This is a genomic window from Ruegeria sp. H4 (genome assembly GCF_056533065.1).
In genome coordinates this window covers 1,557,935-1,575,226 of the sequence record NZ_JBQFOC010000001.1, presented here as the reverse complement: position 1 = coordinate 1,575,226, position 17,292 = coordinate 1,557,935, and the positions used below count along the sequence as shown (strand labels likewise).

Genomic DNA, 17,292 nt, shown 5'->3' with positions numbered 1-17,292 from the left:
CGCCCGTTACCGGAAACAGCCCGTTCCGAAGGGCAAATGATGTCGTTTTTGTACCTTGGATGACGAATTCGAACATTGACGCTGCCATTTTTCTGGTGCCGAATACGCCCATGGGGAGAGACAGAATCCAAAAAACGAGACCCATAGAATTACCTGACGGCGCAAAATGCGCCGCGTAATCTGAATCATCACATCAAAAAAAACTGTAACTCAGGGAGAAGAGTTAATGGCAAATCAATCAACTACCGGAGCAAATGTTCACTGGGCGGCCGAGATGCACGCTCAGGAATGCCGCGACGGTAAACTCAGCCGCCGCGAGTTTATGGCGCGGGCAACCGCGCTGGGTGTTGCCGTACCCACAGCCTATGGCATGATCGGCCTGCAAACACCTGCGGCTGCTCAAGAACCTCCGCGCGGCGGCACCATTCGCTATCAAATGGAAGTGCGCGCGCTCAAGGATCCGCGCACATATGACTGGACACAGATCGCCACGTTCACTGCAGGTTGGTTGGAGTATCTGGTCGAATACAACAACGACGGTACGTTCAAACCCATGCTTTTGGAAAGCTGGGAAGCCAATGACGACGCAACCGAATATACGCTGAACGTGCGTAAGGGTGTGAAGTGGAACAATGGCGACGACTTCACTGCCGACGACGTGGCGCGCAACATCACCGCATGGTGTGATGCAACGGTCGAAGGCAACTCGATGGCCGCACGGATGGCTTCGCTGGCAAATGCGGACACACAGAAAGCAGCCGATGGCGCGATCACCGTCGTCGACAGCCATACGGTTAAGCTGAAATGTAACGCCCCGGACATCACCATCATTCCGGGCATGGCCGACTATCCAGCCGCCATCGTGCACAGCAGCTTTGACGCCAATGACATGCTGAGCAACCCGGTCGGAACAGGCTTCATGCTGCCCGAAAGCCACGAAGTGGGCGTAAAGGGCGTTCTGGTCCGCAACGAAGGCCATGATTGGTGGGGCTACGAGGCCGGCAAGGGCGGCTATATCGACCGGATCGAGTTCATCGACTACGGCACCGACCCGGCCGCCTTCCTGGCCGCGTATGAGGCCGAAGAGATCGACATGAACTGGGAATCGGTTGGGGAATTCGTTGATATCTTCGACGGTATCGGCCTGGTTCGTTCGGAAATTCCGTCGGGCTTTACTATCGTTATCCGCCCCAACCAGTTGGCCGAAGATGGCAATGGCAACAAGATCTATGGCGACAAACGGGTCCGTCAGGCCCTTGCGATGGCCGTGGACAACGAGGTTTGCCTGGAACTGGGTATGTCTGGATACGGTATCCCAGCCGACAACTGCCATGTGGGCCCGATGCACCCCGAGCATGACTCGGCCGTGACCCGTATTCCTTACGATCCGGCAGGTGCCAAGGCGCTGATGGACGAAGCGGGCATGGGTGATTTCGAGCACGAGGTTCAATCCATCGACGACGACTGGCGCCGGAACACCACCGCTGCTGTTGTCGCTCAGCTGAACGATGCGGGCATCAAGGCCAAGCATACCGTTTTGCCGGGATCGACCTTCTGGAACGACTGGACCAAATATGCGTTCTCGTCGACCAACTGGAACCACCGCCCGTTGGGTACACAGGTTCTGGCGCTGGCCTACAAATCAGGTGTTGCCTGGAATGAATCGGGCTTTGCGAATGAGGAGTTCGATACGCTGCTGGCCGAGGCAAACTCGATCGCTGATGTCGACAGACGTCGTGAGGTGATGGCCAAACTGCAGGCGATCATGATCGATGAAGGCGTGACTATTCAGCCTTACTGGCGAACAGCAATGCGCCACCACCGCGATAACATGGTGGGTGTCGAAAAGCACATCGCGGACCTGCCTCAGATCTACAAGTTCGGCCTCTTGTCCTGAGCCAACGCTAAACACAAGGCCGCGCCACATTGGCGCGGCCTTTTCGTCCTGACTGCGGCGACCATAAAAACAGCTACGCGTGAAGCCAAACGGCAATCACGCCAGCCTACCAACAGGGGTTAACATGGGACTATTTATCCTAAGACGCGTGGGCATCATGCTTTTGACTGCATTGTGCCTGACGTTCTTGGTCTTCTTTCTGACGAACCTCTATCCAAATCTCGAAAAGCTCGCGAAAACGCAGGGCAATTTCCGCATGTCGGATGAGCAGGTTGAGAGCTTTTTGGAAAAAGGCGGCTATCTGCAATCCACGCCGATCAAATACGGTGAATGGTTGGGGGTTTTGCCTTCGTACCGGCATACGAATGAGGACGGCACTGTTCAGGGCCGATGCATTCTGCCCGGGAAAACCGCCGAAGAGTCGCCTAATTTCTGCGGTATCCTGCAAGGATATTGGGGATATTCGACGGTCTTCAAAGATGAGGTTTCAGCCGTTGTTGGTAGCCGCCTGGCTTTGACGGGTCGGTTGATGTTCTGGGTGATGCTGCTGATGGTCCCGTCCGCGCTGATCCTGGGTATCCTGGCGGGGATGAAGGAAGGATCGGCCACGGACCGGACACTTTCGACCTTTGCCATCACCACCACAGCGACACCGGAATATGTGTCGGGCGTGATCTTCATCGCCATCTTCACCTCATCCGCTGTTGGATTGAAATGGTTCAAGGGCACGGCCACGCAAGCGATGGAAAACCCGACCTTTGAGAACTTCTTCCTGCCGGTGCTGACCATTGCGCTTTACGGTATGGGCTATATCGCCCGCATGACCCGCGCCTCGATGACCGAGGTGATGACGGCGCAATACATCCGCACCGCGCGCCTGAAGGGTGTTTCGTTCCCGAACATCGTCATGAAACACGCGCTGCGCAACGCGCTGATCGCACCCTTCACCGTTATCATGCTACAGTTCCCATGGCTGCTGAATGGTGTCGTGATCGTCGAGACCCTGTTCAACTACAAAGGCTTTGGCTGGGCGCTGGTGCAAGCGGCAGGCAACAATGACATCCAGCTGTTGCTGGCAATCTCGGTCGTGTCGGTCTTTGTGGTGCTGATAACGCAGCTGATCTCGGATATCGGCTATGTCTACCTCAACCCACGCATCCGCATTTCATAAGGAGGGATAGGATATGGAACCACTAACCTGGACCGGCTCTATCGCCTTCCTGAACCCGCTATTGGCCCTGGCTTTGGGGCTGATGATCTTGTCAATCGTGGTCTGGATGCTGGCCAGCATCGTGCTGCCAGAGGATCAGATGACCGTGAACCCCGATGGTACGCTGACCTCAAGTTCGGGCTTGAGAAACCTGATCGGCGCGTCGTTGCGCTATAGCTTCCTCGCCAGTGTCGGGATCGCAGTTGCCTATATCGTGCTCGGCATTGTGATGGGCACGGGCGCAGGCATCATCGGCGCCATGTCTCAGCAATTTCTACCTGTCTGGCTTTCGCTGATCCTGCTTTATGCCATGTCGATCGCCTTCAAACGCAAGCTGGGTCTTTATGGCAAGCTGTTCGACAGCCCCATTGGCATGATTGGCTTTGGCTTGGTCATGTTCTGGGTCTTTACCGGGATATTCGGGGCCGTCGACATGATCGTCACCCATGATCCGCTGGCACAGTTATCGGGTATGAAAAACAAGGTGCCGGGTACTCCGCTCTCCAGCATCGAGGATGGCCAATACGCCTGGTACCTGCTGGGCGGCGACAATCTGGCGCGCGACGTCTTTAGCCGGATGGTCAAAGGTGCCTGGATCGTGGTGCAGATTGCACCGCTGGCAACGATGTTTGCCTTCATGGTTGGTATCACCCTGGGCCTGCCTGCGGGGTATTACGGCGGTCGGCTGGATACTCTGCTGTCGTTCTTGGCGAACTTGATCCTAGCCTTCCCGGTGATCCTGCTGTTCTACCTGCTGGTCACGCCCGAGATCGTGGCAACAGGTGTTCCGAACTATATGGCAGCCGTCTTGTTCATCTTCCCGATCATCTTCCTGGGTGTTCTGTTGAATTCGCGCTACTACACGCGTCCGAATTTCCGCACACCTCTTCTGATCGGTGTTTTGGGTGTGGCCTTGTGGTTGTATCTGTCGCTGATTTCGACCGGCGGTCATATCATCAATACGGATAGCTATCGCATCTGGGGTCTGCCCACCTATCTGGACCTGTTCGATATTCCGGGCGGCATTCTCGTGGTGTTCGTGTCAGTGGTCTTTGTGAACTCTCCGACCGTATTCCGGATCGTTCGGGGCCTGGCGCTGGATATCAAGACCCGCGACTATGTGGCGGCGGCGCAAACGCGTGGCGAAGGTCCGTGGTATATCATGCTGTGGGAAATCCTGCCCAACGCGCGTGGTCCGCTGATCGTCGATTTCTGTCTGCGGATTGGCTATACAACCATCCTTCTGGGGACTTTGGGTTTCTTCGGGTTGGGCTTGCCGCCCGAAAGCCCGGATTGGGGATCCACGATCAATGAGGGGCGCAAGCTTCTGTCGATCTATCTGCACCCCGCCCTACCGCCTGCGTTGGCGCTGTTGTCACTGGTTCTGGGTTTGAACCTGTTGGCGGACGGTCTGCGCGAAGAAAGTCTGAAGGACTGATGTGACTGTGGCCGGGGGGCCAGCCCCCCGGACCCCCCGGGATATTTATAGCCAGATGAAGGGGATCCCCCGGACTCTCGCGAGGAGAAACACAGATGAATAAATTGGCAGATTATGACGGACCTATCCTAGAGATTGACAAGCTTTCGATTTCGTTTTTCACCCGGCTGAGGGAAATTCCCGCCGTTATGGATTTCTCGGTCTCTGTGCAGCCTGGTGAGGCTGTCGGGCTGGTGGGTGAATCCGGCTGTGGTAAATCTACGGTGGCGCTGGGTGTCATGCAGGATCTGGGCAAGAACGGGCGCATTGTTGGCGGTTCGATCAAGTTCAAGGGGCGTGATCTGTCTGAGATGACCACCGAAGAGCTGCGTGACATTCGCGGCAACGAGATCGCGATGATCTATCAGGAGCCGATGGCCAGCCTGAACCCGGCCATGAAGATCGGCAAACAGCTGATGGAAGTGCCGATGATCCATGAGGGTGTGAGCCAGGAAGAGGCTTATTCCCGCGCGCTGGAAGTTGTGACGGATGTGCGCCTGCCCGACCCCGAGCGGATGCTGAATTCCTTCCCGCATCAGCTGTCCGGTGGTCAGCAGCAGCGGATCGTGATCGCGATGGCGCTGATGTCAAAGCCGGCGCTTTTGATTCTGGATGAGCCAACCACCGCTTTGGACGTGACGGTTGAGGCTGCCGTGGTCGAACTGGTCAAAGATCTGGGTAAGAAATACGGCACTTCGATGCTGTTTATTTCGCACAACCTTGGTCTGGTGCTTGAGACCTGCGACCGGCTGTGCGTGATGTATTCCGGTGAAGCGGTCGAGCGCGGCTCGATCAAAGACGTGTTCGACGAGATGCAGCACCCGTATACGCAGGCGCTGTTCCGGTCGATCCCCCTGCCCGGCGCGGACAAGAACGCGCGCCCGCTGGTCGCCATTCCGGGGAACTTCCCACTGCCGCATGAACGCCCGCCAGGCTGCAACTTTGGGCCGCGCTGTGACTATTTCGAAGAAGGCCGCTGTGACGCGCAGAATATCCTGATGGAGGCGGTGCCCGGCAATGATCGACACCACACGCGCTGCCTGAAGTTCAAAGAGATCGACTGGAACGCGCCGATCACAGTGGGCGAGCAGAAGGAAAAGGCCGAGATTGGCCGAACCGTTCTCAAGATGGACAACCTCAAGAAATACTACGAGGTGGCAGCCAACGCCCTGTTCGGAGGCGGTGAAACAAAGGTTGTGAAAGCCAACGAGACGCTGAGTTTCGAGGCACATGAGTCCGAGACGCTGGCCATCGTCGGTGAATCCGGTTGTGGTAAGTCGACTTTCGCCAAGGTTCTGATGGGGCTTGAAACCGCGACAGACGGACAGATTCTGTTGGACAATCGCAATATCGAAGATGTGCCGATTGAAGAACGCGACGCGAAAACCGTGGGCGAAGTGCAGATGGTGTTCCAGAACCCGTTTGATACGCTCAACCCCTCGATGACCGTGGGGCGTCAGATCATCCGCGCGCTTGAGATCTTCGGCGTCGGCAATTCCGAGGCCGAGCGTAAGAAGCGCATGCTGGAACTGCTGGATCTGGTGAAACTGCCCCGCGCCTTTGCGGATCGAATGCCACGGCAATTGTCGGGCGGCCAGAAACAGCGTGTGGGCATCGCACGAGCTTTTGCTGGCGATGCACGGATTGTGGTGGCGGATGAACCAGTTTCGGCTTTGGATGTGTCTGTGCAGGCGGCGGTCACCGATCTACTGATGGAAATTCAGCGCGAGCACAAGACGACACTGCTGTTCATCAGCCATGACCTGTCGATTGTGCGCTATCTCAGTGACCGGGTGATGGTCATGTATCTGGGTCATGTGGTTGAACTGGGAACAACCGATCAGGTCTTCTCGCCCCCCTATCACCCCTATACCGAAGCCCTGCTGAGCGCGGTTCCGATTGCGGATACATCCATCGAGAAAACGCATATCGTTCTGGAGGGAGACATCCCATCTGCGATGAACCCACCGCCAGGTTGCCCGTTCCAGACCCGCTGCCGCTGGAAATCCGAAGTGCCGGACGGGCGGTGTGAATCGGATGTTCCACCGGTCAGAACACTGGCCGAAGGTCATCAGGTTAAATGCCACCTGGCCGAGGACATTCTGGCACGCATGGAGCCGGTGATCAAAATCGCCGCAGAGTAAACCACTGATCAGAATTGGAAAGGGCCGGTCATCGACCGGCCCTTTCTGTTCGCACCGCGGTTTGTGGGGAGACAGGCGGCACGCATCGGTATGCGTGAGTGGCGGAAGTCTTCCGAGGTCGGCTCAGCCGGTCATGACGTTGTTCCCGAAATGCATGAACTCCTCGCTCATTCCGGCAATTTCACCAGCTTCAAGCTGGAGGCTGGCGCTGTCGAGCATCTGGTAACTCTGCTGTCCTTTGACCCAATCATCGGCGGATTGCAGTGTGGTCAGTGTGTAAGACGTGACCTCGTTCAGGTAATGGGTCGGGATGATGACCTTGGGTTTGAGCTTATAAACGATGTCATTGCCCTGATCAAAGCTGAGAATGTGTTCTGAACCATCCACTGGCAGTGTCAGAACATCGACCTGCCCGATAGCATCCCAGAACTCCTGCGGCGGGTTATGGCGGTTGTCGCCCCAGATCAACGTACGGATGCCGCCGGTTTCGACCAGATAGACCACCATATCCATATGGCCGACATTGTTCGGCGGGCAGGCTTCCACCCCGAACTCGGCGAGCGCATTCGTCCAGTCATACCATCCAGGTGCAACGCAAGCGTGTTTATCGGCAAAGCCCGTGATCTTGACGTCGGCAAACTCGAAATTGCCCACCATCCGGTCCAACACCATGGTCGAGCTTGGACGCTCAATCGCATCATGGTCAAAATGCGCATGGGTCGACAGCGTGATGTCCACAGGGATTTGCGGGAATTCATTGCGGAACCAAAGTCCCCAGGCACCAGACGGATCATCGCGCCAAGGATCAAACAAAACAGTTGCCCCATTGGGTGAAGTGATTTTGATTGCACAATGACCGTAGTAATCGATGCCTACAGCCCCGGTGCTGGCCTGGCCGGTGGACCCCTGAAGATCAATCACATGATTGTTGTTACCCGGCTGTAGCCAGGCCTGCGATTGCGCCTCTGCTGGTTTTGCGCCAAGAACCGAAGCTGTTGCGCCGACGCCCGCTGCGCCCGCTGCCATAAAGAAAGACCGGCGCGACAACCCCGGTGCCAGATGATCCCTGTCCCCTTTCAGGAGCGTGGGTTTCAGATCTTTGCGATCCATTTTGATGTACCTCTCTGTTGGTTGTGTGCAGTTAGTCCGCACCTCTCGGCAGAGGGTAACAAGTCAAAGCATATGGGCTCAGACCGGAAAATTGAGGGTGAAATATGGGGACAAACCCCATATTCGAACATCACGAAATCGAGAGCAGATGGCTGCGTAGGTTCTTATCGCGCCCTTCAAGGCCCAGTTTGCGACGGATGTTGTTGCGGTGAAAATCGATGGTCGACGTTTCCCGCGACAGCGCTTTGGCTATGTCTTTGGTTGTCTTTCCGAACATCACCATCTGTGCGATTTCAATCTCGGTCGGAGTCATCACGGCGAAGGCATCCGTGAGTTCGTCAGAGAGTGATGACGTAATCTCGTTCAGGTTTTTCTCAGCCAATTCAAGGTATACGCATTGCGCTTCGTCCTCTGAAAGCTGAGCACGCACCTTTTCGAGATATGGCAATACGCGGCTACGCACCTGATCGACAATTTCGTGATCTCGGCTTTTACGGTCATCATCCAAACTGGACAACAAAACACGCAATGCTGTGTTCGTTTCTTGCAACTCGCGGGTGCGATCCGAAACGCGGGTTTCGAGCTGCGCCAGTGTCTCGTTCAGTTTTTCTTCCAGGGCGCGGCGCAGGTAAACCTCTTGCAACAAGGCCAAATCCGACTCGACCATACGCGCAAACTGCGTAAGACCTTCGCGGAACAACAACGCGCGCCTGTTTTGCTTGCGGTCCAGAACACAGATTGTGCCGAACAGCGATCCATCCGGCCATTTCAACGGCAAGCCGATGTAAAATGTCATACCGTGTTCAAGGTCGTCATTGTCTGCCCAAACCGGATCGCAGGCGGCATCCTTGACCACCAGTTCTGCGTCGCGTTGTAGAACGCCGTGACAATAGAGTTTCGGATTAAGCTGAAAACTCATACCGACGGGATATGGGTTTTCTGGATGATCTGATGTGATCAAAACCGCATGATCTGGCGCATCGGTTCTCATGATCAGGCTTGCTGGAACATCCGCCAGCTCTGCAACCAGATCCACAAGCTGTTGCCAGTTGGCCAGTGTTTCCTTGGGAATCTGAGGGTGATCAACAGGCATGAGGGGTCTCACCAATTGGTGGGCAATACACCCTTTCAGGTTAGTTGGTCCATCGGTGAAAGATCAAGAATAGGGCGCTCTGCGTCGCAGCATCAGGGCTTAACCGCCCCAGATTACTTTTACATAGTTCTGGGTTTCCTTGTACGGCGGGATACCGCCGTGCTTTTCAACCGCTTTGGGGCCAGCGTTGTAGGCGGCCAGAGCCAAGGGCCAGGATTTGAACTTGCGATATTGCCAGGACAAATACCGCGCGCCGCCTTCCAGGTTCTGTTTGGGGTCATGCGGATTCACGCCCAGCAGTTCAGCCGTTTGTGGCATCAGCTGCGCCAGACCCAGCGCCCCTTTGTGCGACTTTGCATGCGGATTCCAGCCGCTTTCCTGTTGCACGAGACGCAAAAACAGCTCCTCGGGGATGCTATGAAGACGGGCGGCTTGCCGCGCCATGGTCAGATATTGGCCGCGATAGCTGCCGGTATAGCGTTTGGCGAAACTGCCTTGCGGGGTCTTTGGTTTCAAACGTTCGGACCCGCGATACTGCGTGGCAGCGCGGCCATCCAACACTTTGGATTGTTTCAGGAAAATATCCATTCGACTTTTGGTCGACAAGGTATCCGCCTGCGCAGTGCCCGACAGCAGCACAATGCCCAGAACCGTTAAACCAACACACACAGAACGCATCAAAGCTTATCCCGCTCGCTCAAAAATCAGTCGGAGTATAGGTATTCCAGTCAAAAATGAAAGCTTGGTTAAGGCCGGGACGGGATTTCTTGCCGAACGATAGTGTGATCAATCATGTTTTAACCATGACGCAGGCGATATAGGGTCGCAGAGATATCCGGCGTCAGATTCGGCGCATTCAAAGTAATACAGAACGAGGAAATACATGGCGGGTTCAGTCAACAAGGTCATTCTGGTCGGCAATCTTGGCCGCGATCCCGAGGTGCGGTCGTTTCAGAACGGTGGCAAAGTGTGCAACCTGCGCATCGCCACATCCGAGAACTGGAAAGACCGTAATACTGGCGAGCGTCGGGAACGGACGGAATGGCATTCTGTGGCCATCTTCTCGGAACCGCTGGCTCGTATTGCCGAGCAGTATCTGCGCAAGGGCAGCAAGGTCTATATCGAAGGTCAGTTGGAAACCCGCAAATGGCAGGACCAGTCCGGGCAGGATCGTTACTCGACCGAAGTTGTTCTGCGGCCCTATCGTGGCGAACTGACCCTGCTGGACAGCCGTGGCGAAGGTGGCGGTGGTGGCCAGTCGGGTGGTTATGGCGGCGGTCAGGCCGGTGGCGGCTATGGCGATCCCTATGGCGGCCAATCCAATGCCCCTGCCCCGGCATCCGGCGGAATCGACGACGACGAGATTCCGTTCTAAGCAAAACGGAGACAACGCATGACATGGTCCTTTTCGCTCGGCCGACTACTCGGGTCCGAACTTAGGGTCCATGTCACCTTCTTCCTTCTGCTCGCCTGGGTCGGGTTTGCGGCCTATTCCAGCGGCGGCTGGCCAGCGGCCGTCGACAATCTGCTCTTTGTGCTGGCCCTGTTTGCCTGCGTCGTGGCGCATGAGTTCGGTCACGCCCTGATGGCCCGGCGCTTTGGCATCAAAACCCCTGACATCACCCTGTTGCCCATCGGCGGTCTGGCGCGGCTGGAGCGGATGCCAGAAAAACCGATGCAAGAAGTCCTCGTGGCCCTTGCAGGCCCAGCGGTGAATATCGTCATCTGGCTGGTGCTGGTTCTGCTTGGCGCAGGGATGTCGCTTGGGTCCTTCGCCGATCTGGATACGGCCAGTTTTGGGCTTTTGCAGCGGCTGGCTTACATCAATTTGCTGTTGGCGGCATTCAACATGATCCCGGCCTTTCCCATGGACGGGGGGCGTGTCTTTCGCGCCCTTCTGTGTCTGCGTATGGATCGCAGAACCGCCACCCGTATCGCCGCAGTCAGCGGCCAGATCGTCGCGGTTGGCTTCGGGTTCTGGGGGTTGAGTTCAGGCAATCCGGTTCTGGTTCTGATCGCAGTCTTTGTGTTCATCGCGGCCAATTCCGAAAATCAGGACGTCGCGCTTAGGTCAGTGGCACGGCGCGTTCTGGCACGCGACGCCATGATCACCGCGTTTCGCTCTCTATCACCTCAAGATACTTTGAACACAACGGCCGAGGCCGTGATCCACACAACTCAGCATGAGTTTCCGGTGCTGGAATCTGACGGGGCGCTGCTGGGCTTTGTCACACGCGATCGGCTGTTTGCAGCGATGGCCGGGGATCATCCGCGATCCGACCCGGCAACATCGATCATGGAGGCCGATATCCCCCAAGTCGCGCTGACCACAGGGCTGGAAACGGTGTTGGGCGAGTTGCACAAAGGCGCGCCTGCGGTCGCGGTGATGAGCCAAACAGGGAATATGATCGGCTATATCACACGCGAGAACATTGCCGAGTTGATGATTATAGGTGGACGCTGAATAGCGTTTCAGCGCGCTGCCAACGCATCCTGCAACACCGACATCACCGCATCGCGCGGTACGTCCGAGGTGACAAAAGCCTGACCGATCCCATGCGCCAAGATAAAGCGCAACTGACCGTCGATCACTTTTTTGTCCTGCGCCATCAGGTCGACCAGAGCCTTGGCATCCGGAAGCTCTCCGGGGATATCGGACAGGTCGGTTTTCATGCCCATGGCCTTGAGATGCGCCCGAACACGGCTTGGGTCTTCCTGCGAACACAGGCCAAGACGGGATGACAGCTCAAACGCCAGCGCACAGCCGATGGCAACGCCTTCGCCATGCAGCAGACGGTCGGAATAACCCGTCGCGGCCTCTAGTGCGTGGCAGAATGTATGGCCGAGGTTCAGCAACGCCCGGTCACCCTGCTCGGTCTCATCCCGCGCGACGATGTCAGCCTTCATCTGTACCGAGCGTGTGACCGCCTTGACTCGCGCGGCCATATCACCAGTCGAAACATCTGGGCCGTTGGCCTCAAGCCAGTCAAAAAACGCGGCATCGCCCAGCAGGCCGTACTTGACGACCTCACCATATCCAGACAGGAAATCCCTCTGGGTCATCGTGCCCAGAACCGAGGTGTCGGCCAGCACAAGCGAAGGCTGATGAAACGCGCCGATCAGGTTCTTGCCCTGCGGCGCGTTGATCCCGGTTTTTCCACCCACCGAACTGTCGACCTGCGCCAACAGAGAGGTTGGGATTTGAACAAACCGTACGCCACGGCGCAACACGGCGGCGGCAAAGCCCGCAAGGTCTCCGATTACGCCACCGCCCAAGGCAACAACAACATCGCGGCGTTCGACTTTTTCGGCCAGCAGCCATTCAACGGCGCGTTCAAAATGCGGCCAGCTTTTGGTCGCCTCACCTGCGGGTAGTGCAAGCGCAGACATCTGAATCCCGGCAGCAGCCAAACCGTCACGCAGCGCATCCAGATGCAGCGCTGCCACGTTTTCATCGGTCAGAACGGCAACCTTGAGGCGATGCAGCAAAGGCGCGATCCGTGCGCCCGATTGCGCCAGCAGATCGTGGCCAATCTCGACATCATATGCGCGTTCGCCCAGCTCTACATGTACGGTTTGATGCATTTATTTTCGTTCCAAAACATCCGGGCGAGCCAACAAGGCCTCGACCACGCGGTCCACCATATTGTCGATTGAGGTTTCGCCATCCGAGTCCGCGATCAGATCGGCCTTGGCATAAATCGGAACGCGATCCTCGTACAGGGCCTTGAGCGTGGCGTATGGATCGGCGGTGTGCAACAAGGGGCGCGTATCCTTGTGACGCACCCGGTTCCAAAGCACAGTCAGATCCGCGCGCAGCCAAACCGCTGCGCCGCGTTCACTGATCATCCTGCGATTTTCGGCAGACATAAACGCGCCACCACCGGTGGAGAGTATCCCCCGCTTCTCATCCAGCAAACGACCAATGACCTGCGTTTCCTTCTGACGAAAAAACGGCTCTCCATCGCGTTCGAATATTTCGGGGATTGTCATGTTGGCCGCCGATTCGATTTCGGCATCGCTATCGAGGAACGGAACGCCCAGCCGTGCGGCCAAGGCCCGGCCCACAGCTGTCTTTCCGGCCCCCATCATCCCTACAAGCACAACCGTTTTGTGCAGATCATATGATGATCCGTCATCCGCAAGTCGCGTGTTATGCTTAATTTCGCTCATTTCATCGTGAATGACGTGATCTTAGAAAAAATGCCAGTTATAACTTGGCCAAAATCAAAAATTGAGGCAGCGTGACGCCATGGGCCGTCTGATCAAGTTCCTAATATATATAATTTGCCTGTGCTTCATCGGGCTCGTTGGCTATGCCTATATCGGCCCGTTCTTTGGGGCCGATTTCTCGGCCCCTCAAAGCGAAATCCGTGAGCCGGTTACTCTGGATGTCGACTAAGCACATTGCGGTGGCAGTGCTGTTGGCCGGGGCCGCGCACGCGCAGGAGCCCCTGTCGGCGATCGAATGGCTGACCGAACCGCCAGAAAACTTACCCGGCACAGTCCTACTGGAACCGCCCGTAACCCAAAATGGAATTCAGCCCGAGGTCGAGGTGACGCCGCTTGAGGCACTGTCTCAGCCGCTGGGCCTTGTGTCATCCACGGTCACCGGGCTACCGGTCGACCTATGGCAGGGCAGCGATCCCGCGCGTCTGGCTGAACTGATCGCGCGCGTTCCGGTCAAGACCAACCCGGCCATGCAGCGCCTGCTGTTTACGCTTCTGCTGTCGGAATCCCGTGCGCCTGCTGGGCCAGGTGCTGAGGAGGCCCTTTTGCTGGCCCGGCTGGATCGTTTGATACAGCTTGGCGCCGCCGATCCCGCGCAGTCGCTTGTTCAACTGGCCGGCCCTACTGACACGATGGCGCGATTTCAGCGCTGGTTCGATGCCACGCTGTTGACCGGGGATGAGGATCGCAGCTGCACCGCTCTGATCGCGCAGCCGCATCTGTCCTCTGACTATGCGGCGCAGATCTTCTGCAAGGCCCGCCGGGGGGATTGGGCGTCCGCTGCTCTGACGCTTGAGGCCGCACATGCGCTGAGCCTGCTGCCGCCGGAAGAGCTGGACCTATTGGACCGATTTCTCAGCCCCGAACTCTATGAAGACGCGGCTTATCTTCCTCAACCGGACGACCCGAACCCCCTGACCTTCCGCCTGTTCGAAGCGATCGGGGAGCGGTTGCCCTCGGCCCCGTTGCCCCGCGCCTTTGCCAATGCGGACCTGCGCGATGTGGCTGGTTGGAAAGCTCAGATCGAAGCTGCTGAGCGCCTGACCCGGATCGGCGCGCTGACCCCCAACCAGTTGCTTGGGCTTTACACCGAGCGTGAGCCAGCCGCTTCGGGCGCAGTCTGGGACCGGGTGTCAGCGATTCAACAATTCGAAAGCGCTCTGAAAACCGGCAATGCTGAGGCAATCGGCAAGACACTGCCCCCTGTCTGGGACCAGATGCGCGGCGTCGGGCTGGAGGTTCCGTTTGCCGAGCTGTTCGCCGATCAGTTGGCGCGCGTAACCCTGCCAGTGCCCGCAACAGACGCGCTGCGGTGGCGCATTCTGATGCTGTCCGAGCTTTATGAACAGGCCGCTATGTCCCCGCCAGACACATCGACCGAAACGCAGTTCCTGACCGCCCTTGCGCAAGGCGATCCGGGGCGTGCATTCTCTCCGTCACCCTTGGCGGATGCGGTGTCACAGGGGTTCCAATGGGCAGCTCCAGTTCCGCCGGATATCGACGCTTTGCTGGATCAGGGCCAGTTGGGTGAGGCGCTGCTGGAAGCCATGCAGATGTTCGCACATGGCGCACGTGGGAACCTTGTGGACCTGTCTGCCGCCATCGCTGCTTTTCGACGTGTCGGTCTGGAGGACACGGCAAGACGCGCCGCCTTAACCCTTTTGATCCTGCAACGGTGATCGTGATGAGCGCGCCAGCCTCTCATGAATTGTGGATTTCTACCTTTCTACAGGCGCAAGCGGCCGAGCTTGGGGCAGCGACCAACACGCTGCTGGCCTATGGGCGCGACCTGAAGGATTTTGCGGCATGGCTGGAACATCGGAAGATTGCGCTAGGTGACGCAGACCGCGACCAGATCGAAGCCTATCTGATCGATTGCGACGCTCAAGGCCTGTCGAAATCCACCCGCGCACGCCGTCTGTCAGCGATCAAACAACTCTTTCGATTTGCCTTTGAAGAAGGATGGAGAGACGCCAACCCCGCAATTCAGATCAAAGGCCCCGGCCGATCTAAGAGGCTGCCAAAAACGCTGGATGTCGCTGAAGTGGATCGCCTGCTTGAGGCCGCACGTACGACCGGGCGCAGCGCATCAGACCGGATCCGGAACACCTGCCTGATGGAGTTGCTATACGCCACCGGCATGCGCGTGACCGAACTGGTTTCGCTGCCCGTCTCCTCGGCGCGCGGTGACCCGCGTATGCTATTGGTTCTGGGCAAAGGCGGTAAAGAACGCATGGTGCCGCTGTCCCCACCCGCCCGCGACGCGCTGGCCGATTGGCTGGTGCAGCGCGATGAGGCTGAAGAGAGCGCACTTGAGAAAGGCGGGCAGAAATCACGGTTCCTGTTCCCCTCGCGCGGGAAATCGGGGCACCTGACACGGCACCGCTTCTTTCTTCTAGTCAAGGACCTGGCGGTTGCTGGCGGCGTTTCCCCTGCAAAGGTCACGCCGCACACGTTGCGCCATGCGTTTGCGACGCATCTTCTGGCCAATGGGGCTGATCTGCGTTCGATCCAGACCCTGCTGGGCCATGCCGATGTCGCCACGACCGAGATTTACACCCATGTGCTGGACGAACGACTGGCCGAACTGGTGTTAGAGCATCACCCGCTGGCGAAAGACCCCAAAGATCAGGGCTAACCCCTTGATCCATAGGGGCAGCATCCCCATAACGGGTGCAGAAACACGAACAACCAAGGACCGATGGAACCCACATCCTCTCTGATCGACGGCGCATTCTGGTTTACCACAGGCGCCATCTTGCTTTTGCTTTTTCTGTCAGGCTTCTTTTCCGGCTCGGAAACCGCGCTCACGGCCTCATCCCGAGGAAAACTGCGCGCGCAGGCCGACAAAGGCTCTCGCGGCGCGAAAAAAGCGCTGGAAATAACCGAAGATAATGAACGCCTGATCGGATCGGTTCTGCTAGGCAACAATCTGGTGAACATTCTGGCGGCCTCGCTGGCCACGGCCTTGTTCACGCGACTGTTCGGCGAAAGCGGCGTGGCGCTGGCGACGCTTGTCATGACCCTGCTGGTTCTGATCTTTGCCGAGGTTCTGCCCAAGACTTATGCTATCACCAACTCGGAAAAGGCGGCCTCGGCGGTTGCGCCGATCATTGGCGTCGTTGTCACCGTCTTCTCGCCCATCGTGGCCGCTGTACGCTTGTTGGTGCGTGGGGTTCTTCGCCTGTTCGGCGTTCGGATTGACCCCGACAGCAATATCCTTGCTGTAAGGGAAGAGATCGCAGGCGCCCTGCAGCTGGGTCATTCCGAAGGTGTGGTCGAGAAAGAAGACCGCGACCGGATTCTTGGGGCACTCGACCTGGGCGACCGGGTGGTGGAAGAAATCATGCTTCATCGCTCGAACATCGAGATGATCGACGCGGATGCCGCGCCCGAGGCGATCCTGAAGCAATGTCTTGAAAGTCAGCATACGCGCTTGCCCGTCTTTCGGGACGAGCCAGAAAACATCGTGGGCGTCGTCCACGCCAAAGACCTGTTCCGCGCCATGTATGCGCAGGTTGGCGGCACCGATGGTGATGCGGATCGGTTGAAATCCTTTGATATCGCCAAGGTCGCAAATGACCCGTATTTCGTTCCGGAAACCACCACTTTAGATGACCAGATGCGTGAGTTTCTGCGGATGCACAGCCACTTCGCGCTTGTGGTGGATGAATACGGATCACTGAGAGGGTTGATCACCCTCGAAGACATCCTCGAAGAAATCGTGGGCGAGATCGCAGACGAATTCGATATCGAAGAAGATGTGCCAGTGACCCGATCCGAGGATGGGCAATACCTTGTCGAAGGGGCGATGACGATCCGCGACGCGAACCGCGCGCTGGATTGGTCCCTGCCCGACGAAGAGGCCAACACGCTGGCCGGGCTGGTGATCCATGAGGCTCAGATGATCCCTGTTGTGGGTCAGGTCTTCTCGTTCCACGGTTTCCGGTTCGAGGTGACGTCGCGCGAAGGCAATCGGATCACAGAGCTGAAGATCAGACCTCTTTCCACACTGTAACAAGCGCCAATCAGAGCGCATTGGTAAAAACTGATGCGCTCTAACCGACAAACTTTGTCGTATTTTCACATGCAGAACACCACCCTCCGATCAGACTGACCGCAATTCTGACG

Annotated in this window: 15 protein-coding genes; 10 read left to right on the top strand and 5 right to left on the bottom strand. The window is 57.4% G+C overall.

The window, feature by feature from the left end; genetic code table 11:
* Positions 1–226: 226 nt before the first annotated feature.
* From ACR0KG_RS07940 to ACR0KG_RS07925, 4 genes are all read left to right on the top strand, one after another.
* A complete protein-coding gene (locus ACR0KG_RS07940) occupies positions 227–1,897 on the top strand; it encodes an ABC transporter substrate-binding protein (RefSeq protein WP_480826938.1) in 1,671 nt (556 codons plus the stop codon).
* Between the two features lie 124 nt (positions 1,898–2,021).
* Positions 2,022–3,068 (top strand): ABC transporter permease, encoded by a 1,047-nt coding sequence (locus tag ACR0KG_RS07935; protein ID WP_480826937.1) that lies wholly within the window; start codon positions 2,022–2,024, stop codon positions 3,066–3,068.
* Positions 3,069–3,081: 13 nt separating this feature from the next.
* A complete protein-coding gene (locus ACR0KG_RS07930; RefSeq protein ID WP_480826936.1) occupies positions 3,082–4,545 on the top strand; it encodes an ABC transporter permease in 1,464 nt (487 codons plus the stop codon).
* A 95-nt stretch (positions 4,546–4,640) separates the two neighbouring features.
* Complete coding sequence (locus ACR0KG_RS07925) at positions 4,641–6,728, top strand: ABC transporter ATP-binding protein (RefSeq protein ID WP_170530142.1); 2,088 nt, start codon at positions 4,641–4,643, stop codon at positions 6,726–6,728.
* Between the two features lie 123 nt (positions 6,729–6,851).
* Here ACR0KG_RS07925 and ACR0KG_RS07920 read toward each other — a convergent pair whose 3' ends face one another.
* From ACR0KG_RS07920 to ACR0KG_RS07910, 3 genes are all read right to left on the bottom strand, one after another.
* On the bottom strand, positions 6,852–7,838 hold the full coding sequence (locus ACR0KG_RS07920; protein ID WP_480826935.1) for an MBL fold metallo-hydrolase: 987 nt from the start codon (positions 7,836–7,838) through the stop codon (positions 6,852–6,854).
* Positions 7,839–7,968: 130 nt separating this feature from the next.
* Entirely contained in the window at positions 7,969–8,931 is a 963-nt protein-coding gene (locus tag ACR0KG_RS07915) for a LuxR C-terminal-related transcriptional regulator (RefSeq protein ID WP_480547213.1), read from the bottom strand.
* A 99-nt stretch (positions 8,932–9,030) separates the two neighbouring features.
* Positions 9,031–9,609, bottom strand: coding sequence for a lytic transglycosylase domain-containing protein (locus tag ACR0KG_RS07910; protein WP_480547211.1), 579 nt, complete (start codon positions 9,607–9,609; stop codon positions 9,031–9,033).
* 205 nt (positions 9,610–9,814) lie between these two features.
* On the opposite strand from ACR0KG_RS07910, the gene ssb reads away from it, so the two are divergent.
* The gene (gene ssb / locus ACR0KG_RS07905; RefSeq protein ID WP_480542891.1) at positions 9,815–10,306 is read left to right on the top strand and encodes a single-stranded DNA-binding protein; all 492 of its coding nucleotides are present in this window, start codon (positions 9,815–9,817) and stop codon (positions 10,304–10,306) included.
* 18 nt (positions 10,307–10,324) lie between these two features.
* Positions 10,325–11,395: a site-2 protease family protein gene (locus ACR0KG_RS07900; protein ID WP_480547209.1), complete on the top strand. Its 1,071-nt coding sequence runs from the start codon at positions 10,325–10,327 to the stop codon at positions 11,393–11,395.
* A gap of 8 nt (positions 11,396–11,403) precedes the next feature.
* On the opposite strand, the gene aroB is transcribed toward ACR0KG_RS07900, so the two are convergent.
* Both aroB and ACR0KG_RS07890 read right to left on the bottom strand, forming a co-directional pair.
* On the bottom strand, positions 11,404–12,516 hold the full coding sequence (aroB, locus tag ACR0KG_RS07895) for a 3-dehydroquinate synthase (protein WP_480547207.1): 1,113 nt from the start codon (positions 12,514–12,516) through the stop codon (positions 11,404–11,406).
* Positions 12,517–13,104: a shikimate kinase gene (locus tag ACR0KG_RS07890; protein ID WP_480542885.1), complete on the bottom strand. Its 588-nt coding sequence runs from the start codon at positions 13,102–13,104 to the stop codon at positions 12,517–12,519. It abuts the gene before it with no gap.
* Positions 13,105–13,183: 79 nt separating this feature from the next.
* Here ACR0KG_RS07890 and ACR0KG_RS07885 point away from each other — a divergent pair, with 79 nt between their 5' ends.
* The 4 genes from ACR0KG_RS07885 to ACR0KG_RS07870 all read left to right on the top strand — a co-directional run bounded on the left by ACR0KG_RS07885 (position 13,184) and on the right by ACR0KG_RS07870 (position 17,179).
* A complete protein-coding gene (locus ACR0KG_RS07885) occupies positions 13,184–13,333 on the top strand; it encodes a hypothetical protein (protein WP_170530159.1) in 150 nt (49 codons plus the stop codon).
* On the top strand, positions 13,323–14,840 hold the full coding sequence (locus ACR0KG_RS07880; RefSeq protein ID WP_480826934.1) for a hypothetical protein: 1,518 nt from the start codon (positions 13,323–13,325) through the stop codon (positions 14,838–14,840). Before ACR0KG_RS07885 ends, ACR0KG_RS07880 begins: the two co-directional genes overlap by 11 nt.
* A 5-nt stretch (positions 14,841–14,845) precedes the next feature.
* Positions 14,846–15,799 carry a site-specific tyrosine recombinase XerD gene (locus ACR0KG_RS07875; RefSeq protein WP_480547203.1) on the top strand — a complete coding sequence of 318 codons (954 nt, stop codon included), beginning with the start codon at positions 14,846–14,848 and terminating at the stop codon, positions 15,797–15,799.
* 63 nt (positions 15,800–15,862) lie between these two features.
* The gene (locus ACR0KG_RS07870; protein ID WP_480542879.1) at positions 15,863–17,179 is read left to right on the top strand and encodes an HlyC/CorC family transporter; all 1,317 of its coding nucleotides are present in this window, start codon (positions 15,863–15,865) and stop codon (positions 17,177–17,179) included.
* The last annotated feature ends 113 nt before the right edge of the window (positions 17,180–17,292 follow it).

Excerpts from the sequence above, each read along its gene's own strand:
- ACR0KG_RS07870 (WP_480542879.1), top strand. The coding sequence starts at position 15,863 with ATGGAACCCACATCCTCTCTGATCGACGGCGCATTCTGGTTTACCACA.
- ACR0KG_RS07900 (WP_480547209.1), top strand. The coding sequence starts at position 10,325 with ATGACATGGTCCTTTTCGCTCGGCCGACTACTCGGGTCCGAACTTAGG.
- ACR0KG_RS07910 (WP_480547211.1), bottom strand. The coding sequence starts at position 9,609 with ATGCGTTCTGTGTGTGTTGGTTTAACGGTTCTGGGCATTGTGCTGCTG.
- aroB (WP_480547207.1), bottom strand. The coding sequence starts at position 12,516 with ATGCATCAAACCGTACATGTAGAGCTGGGCGAACGCGCATATGATGTC.
- ACR0KG_RS07880 (WP_480826934.1), top strand. The coding sequence starts at position 13,323 with ATGTCGACTAAGCACATTGCGGTGGCAGTGCTGTTGGCCGGGGCCGCG.
- ssb (WP_480542891.1), top strand. The coding sequence starts at position 9,815 with ATGGCGGGTTCAGTCAACAAGGTCATTCTGGTCGGCAATCTTGGCCGC.
- ACR0KG_RS07890 (WP_480542885.1), bottom strand. The coding sequence starts at position 13,104 with ATGAGCGAAATTAAGCATAACACGCGACTTGCGGATGACGGATCATCA.
- ACR0KG_RS07915 (WP_480547213.1), bottom strand. The coding sequence starts at position 8,931 with ATGCCTGTTGATCACCCTCAGATTCCCAAGGAAACACTGGCCAACTGG.
- ACR0KG_RS07930 (WP_480826936.1), top strand. The coding sequence starts at position 3,082 with ATGGAACCACTAACCTGGACCGGCTCTATCGCCTTCCTGAACCCGCTA.
- ACR0KG_RS07920 (WP_480826935.1), bottom strand. The coding sequence starts at position 7,838 with ATGGATCGCAAAGATCTGAAACCCACGCTCCTGAAAGGGGACAGGGAT.
- ACR0KG_RS07925 (WP_170530142.1), top strand. The coding sequence starts at position 4,641 with ATGAATAAATTGGCAGATTATGACGGACCTATCCTAGAGATTGACAAG.
- ACR0KG_RS07940 (WP_480826938.1), top strand. The coding sequence starts at position 227 with ATGGCAAATCAATCAACTACCGGAGCAAATGTTCACTGGGCGGCCGAG.
- ACR0KG_RS07875 (WP_480547203.1), top strand. The coding sequence starts at position 14,846 with ATGAGCGCGCCAGCCTCTCATGAATTGTGGATTTCTACCTTTCTACAG.
- ACR0KG_RS07935 (WP_480826937.1), top strand. The coding sequence starts at position 2,022 with ATGGGACTATTTATCCTAAGACGCGTGGGCATCATGCTTTTGACTGCA.
- ACR0KG_RS07885 (WP_170530159.1), top strand. The coding sequence starts at position 13,184 with ATGGGCCGTCTGATCAAGTTCCTAATATATATAATTTGCCTGTGCTTC.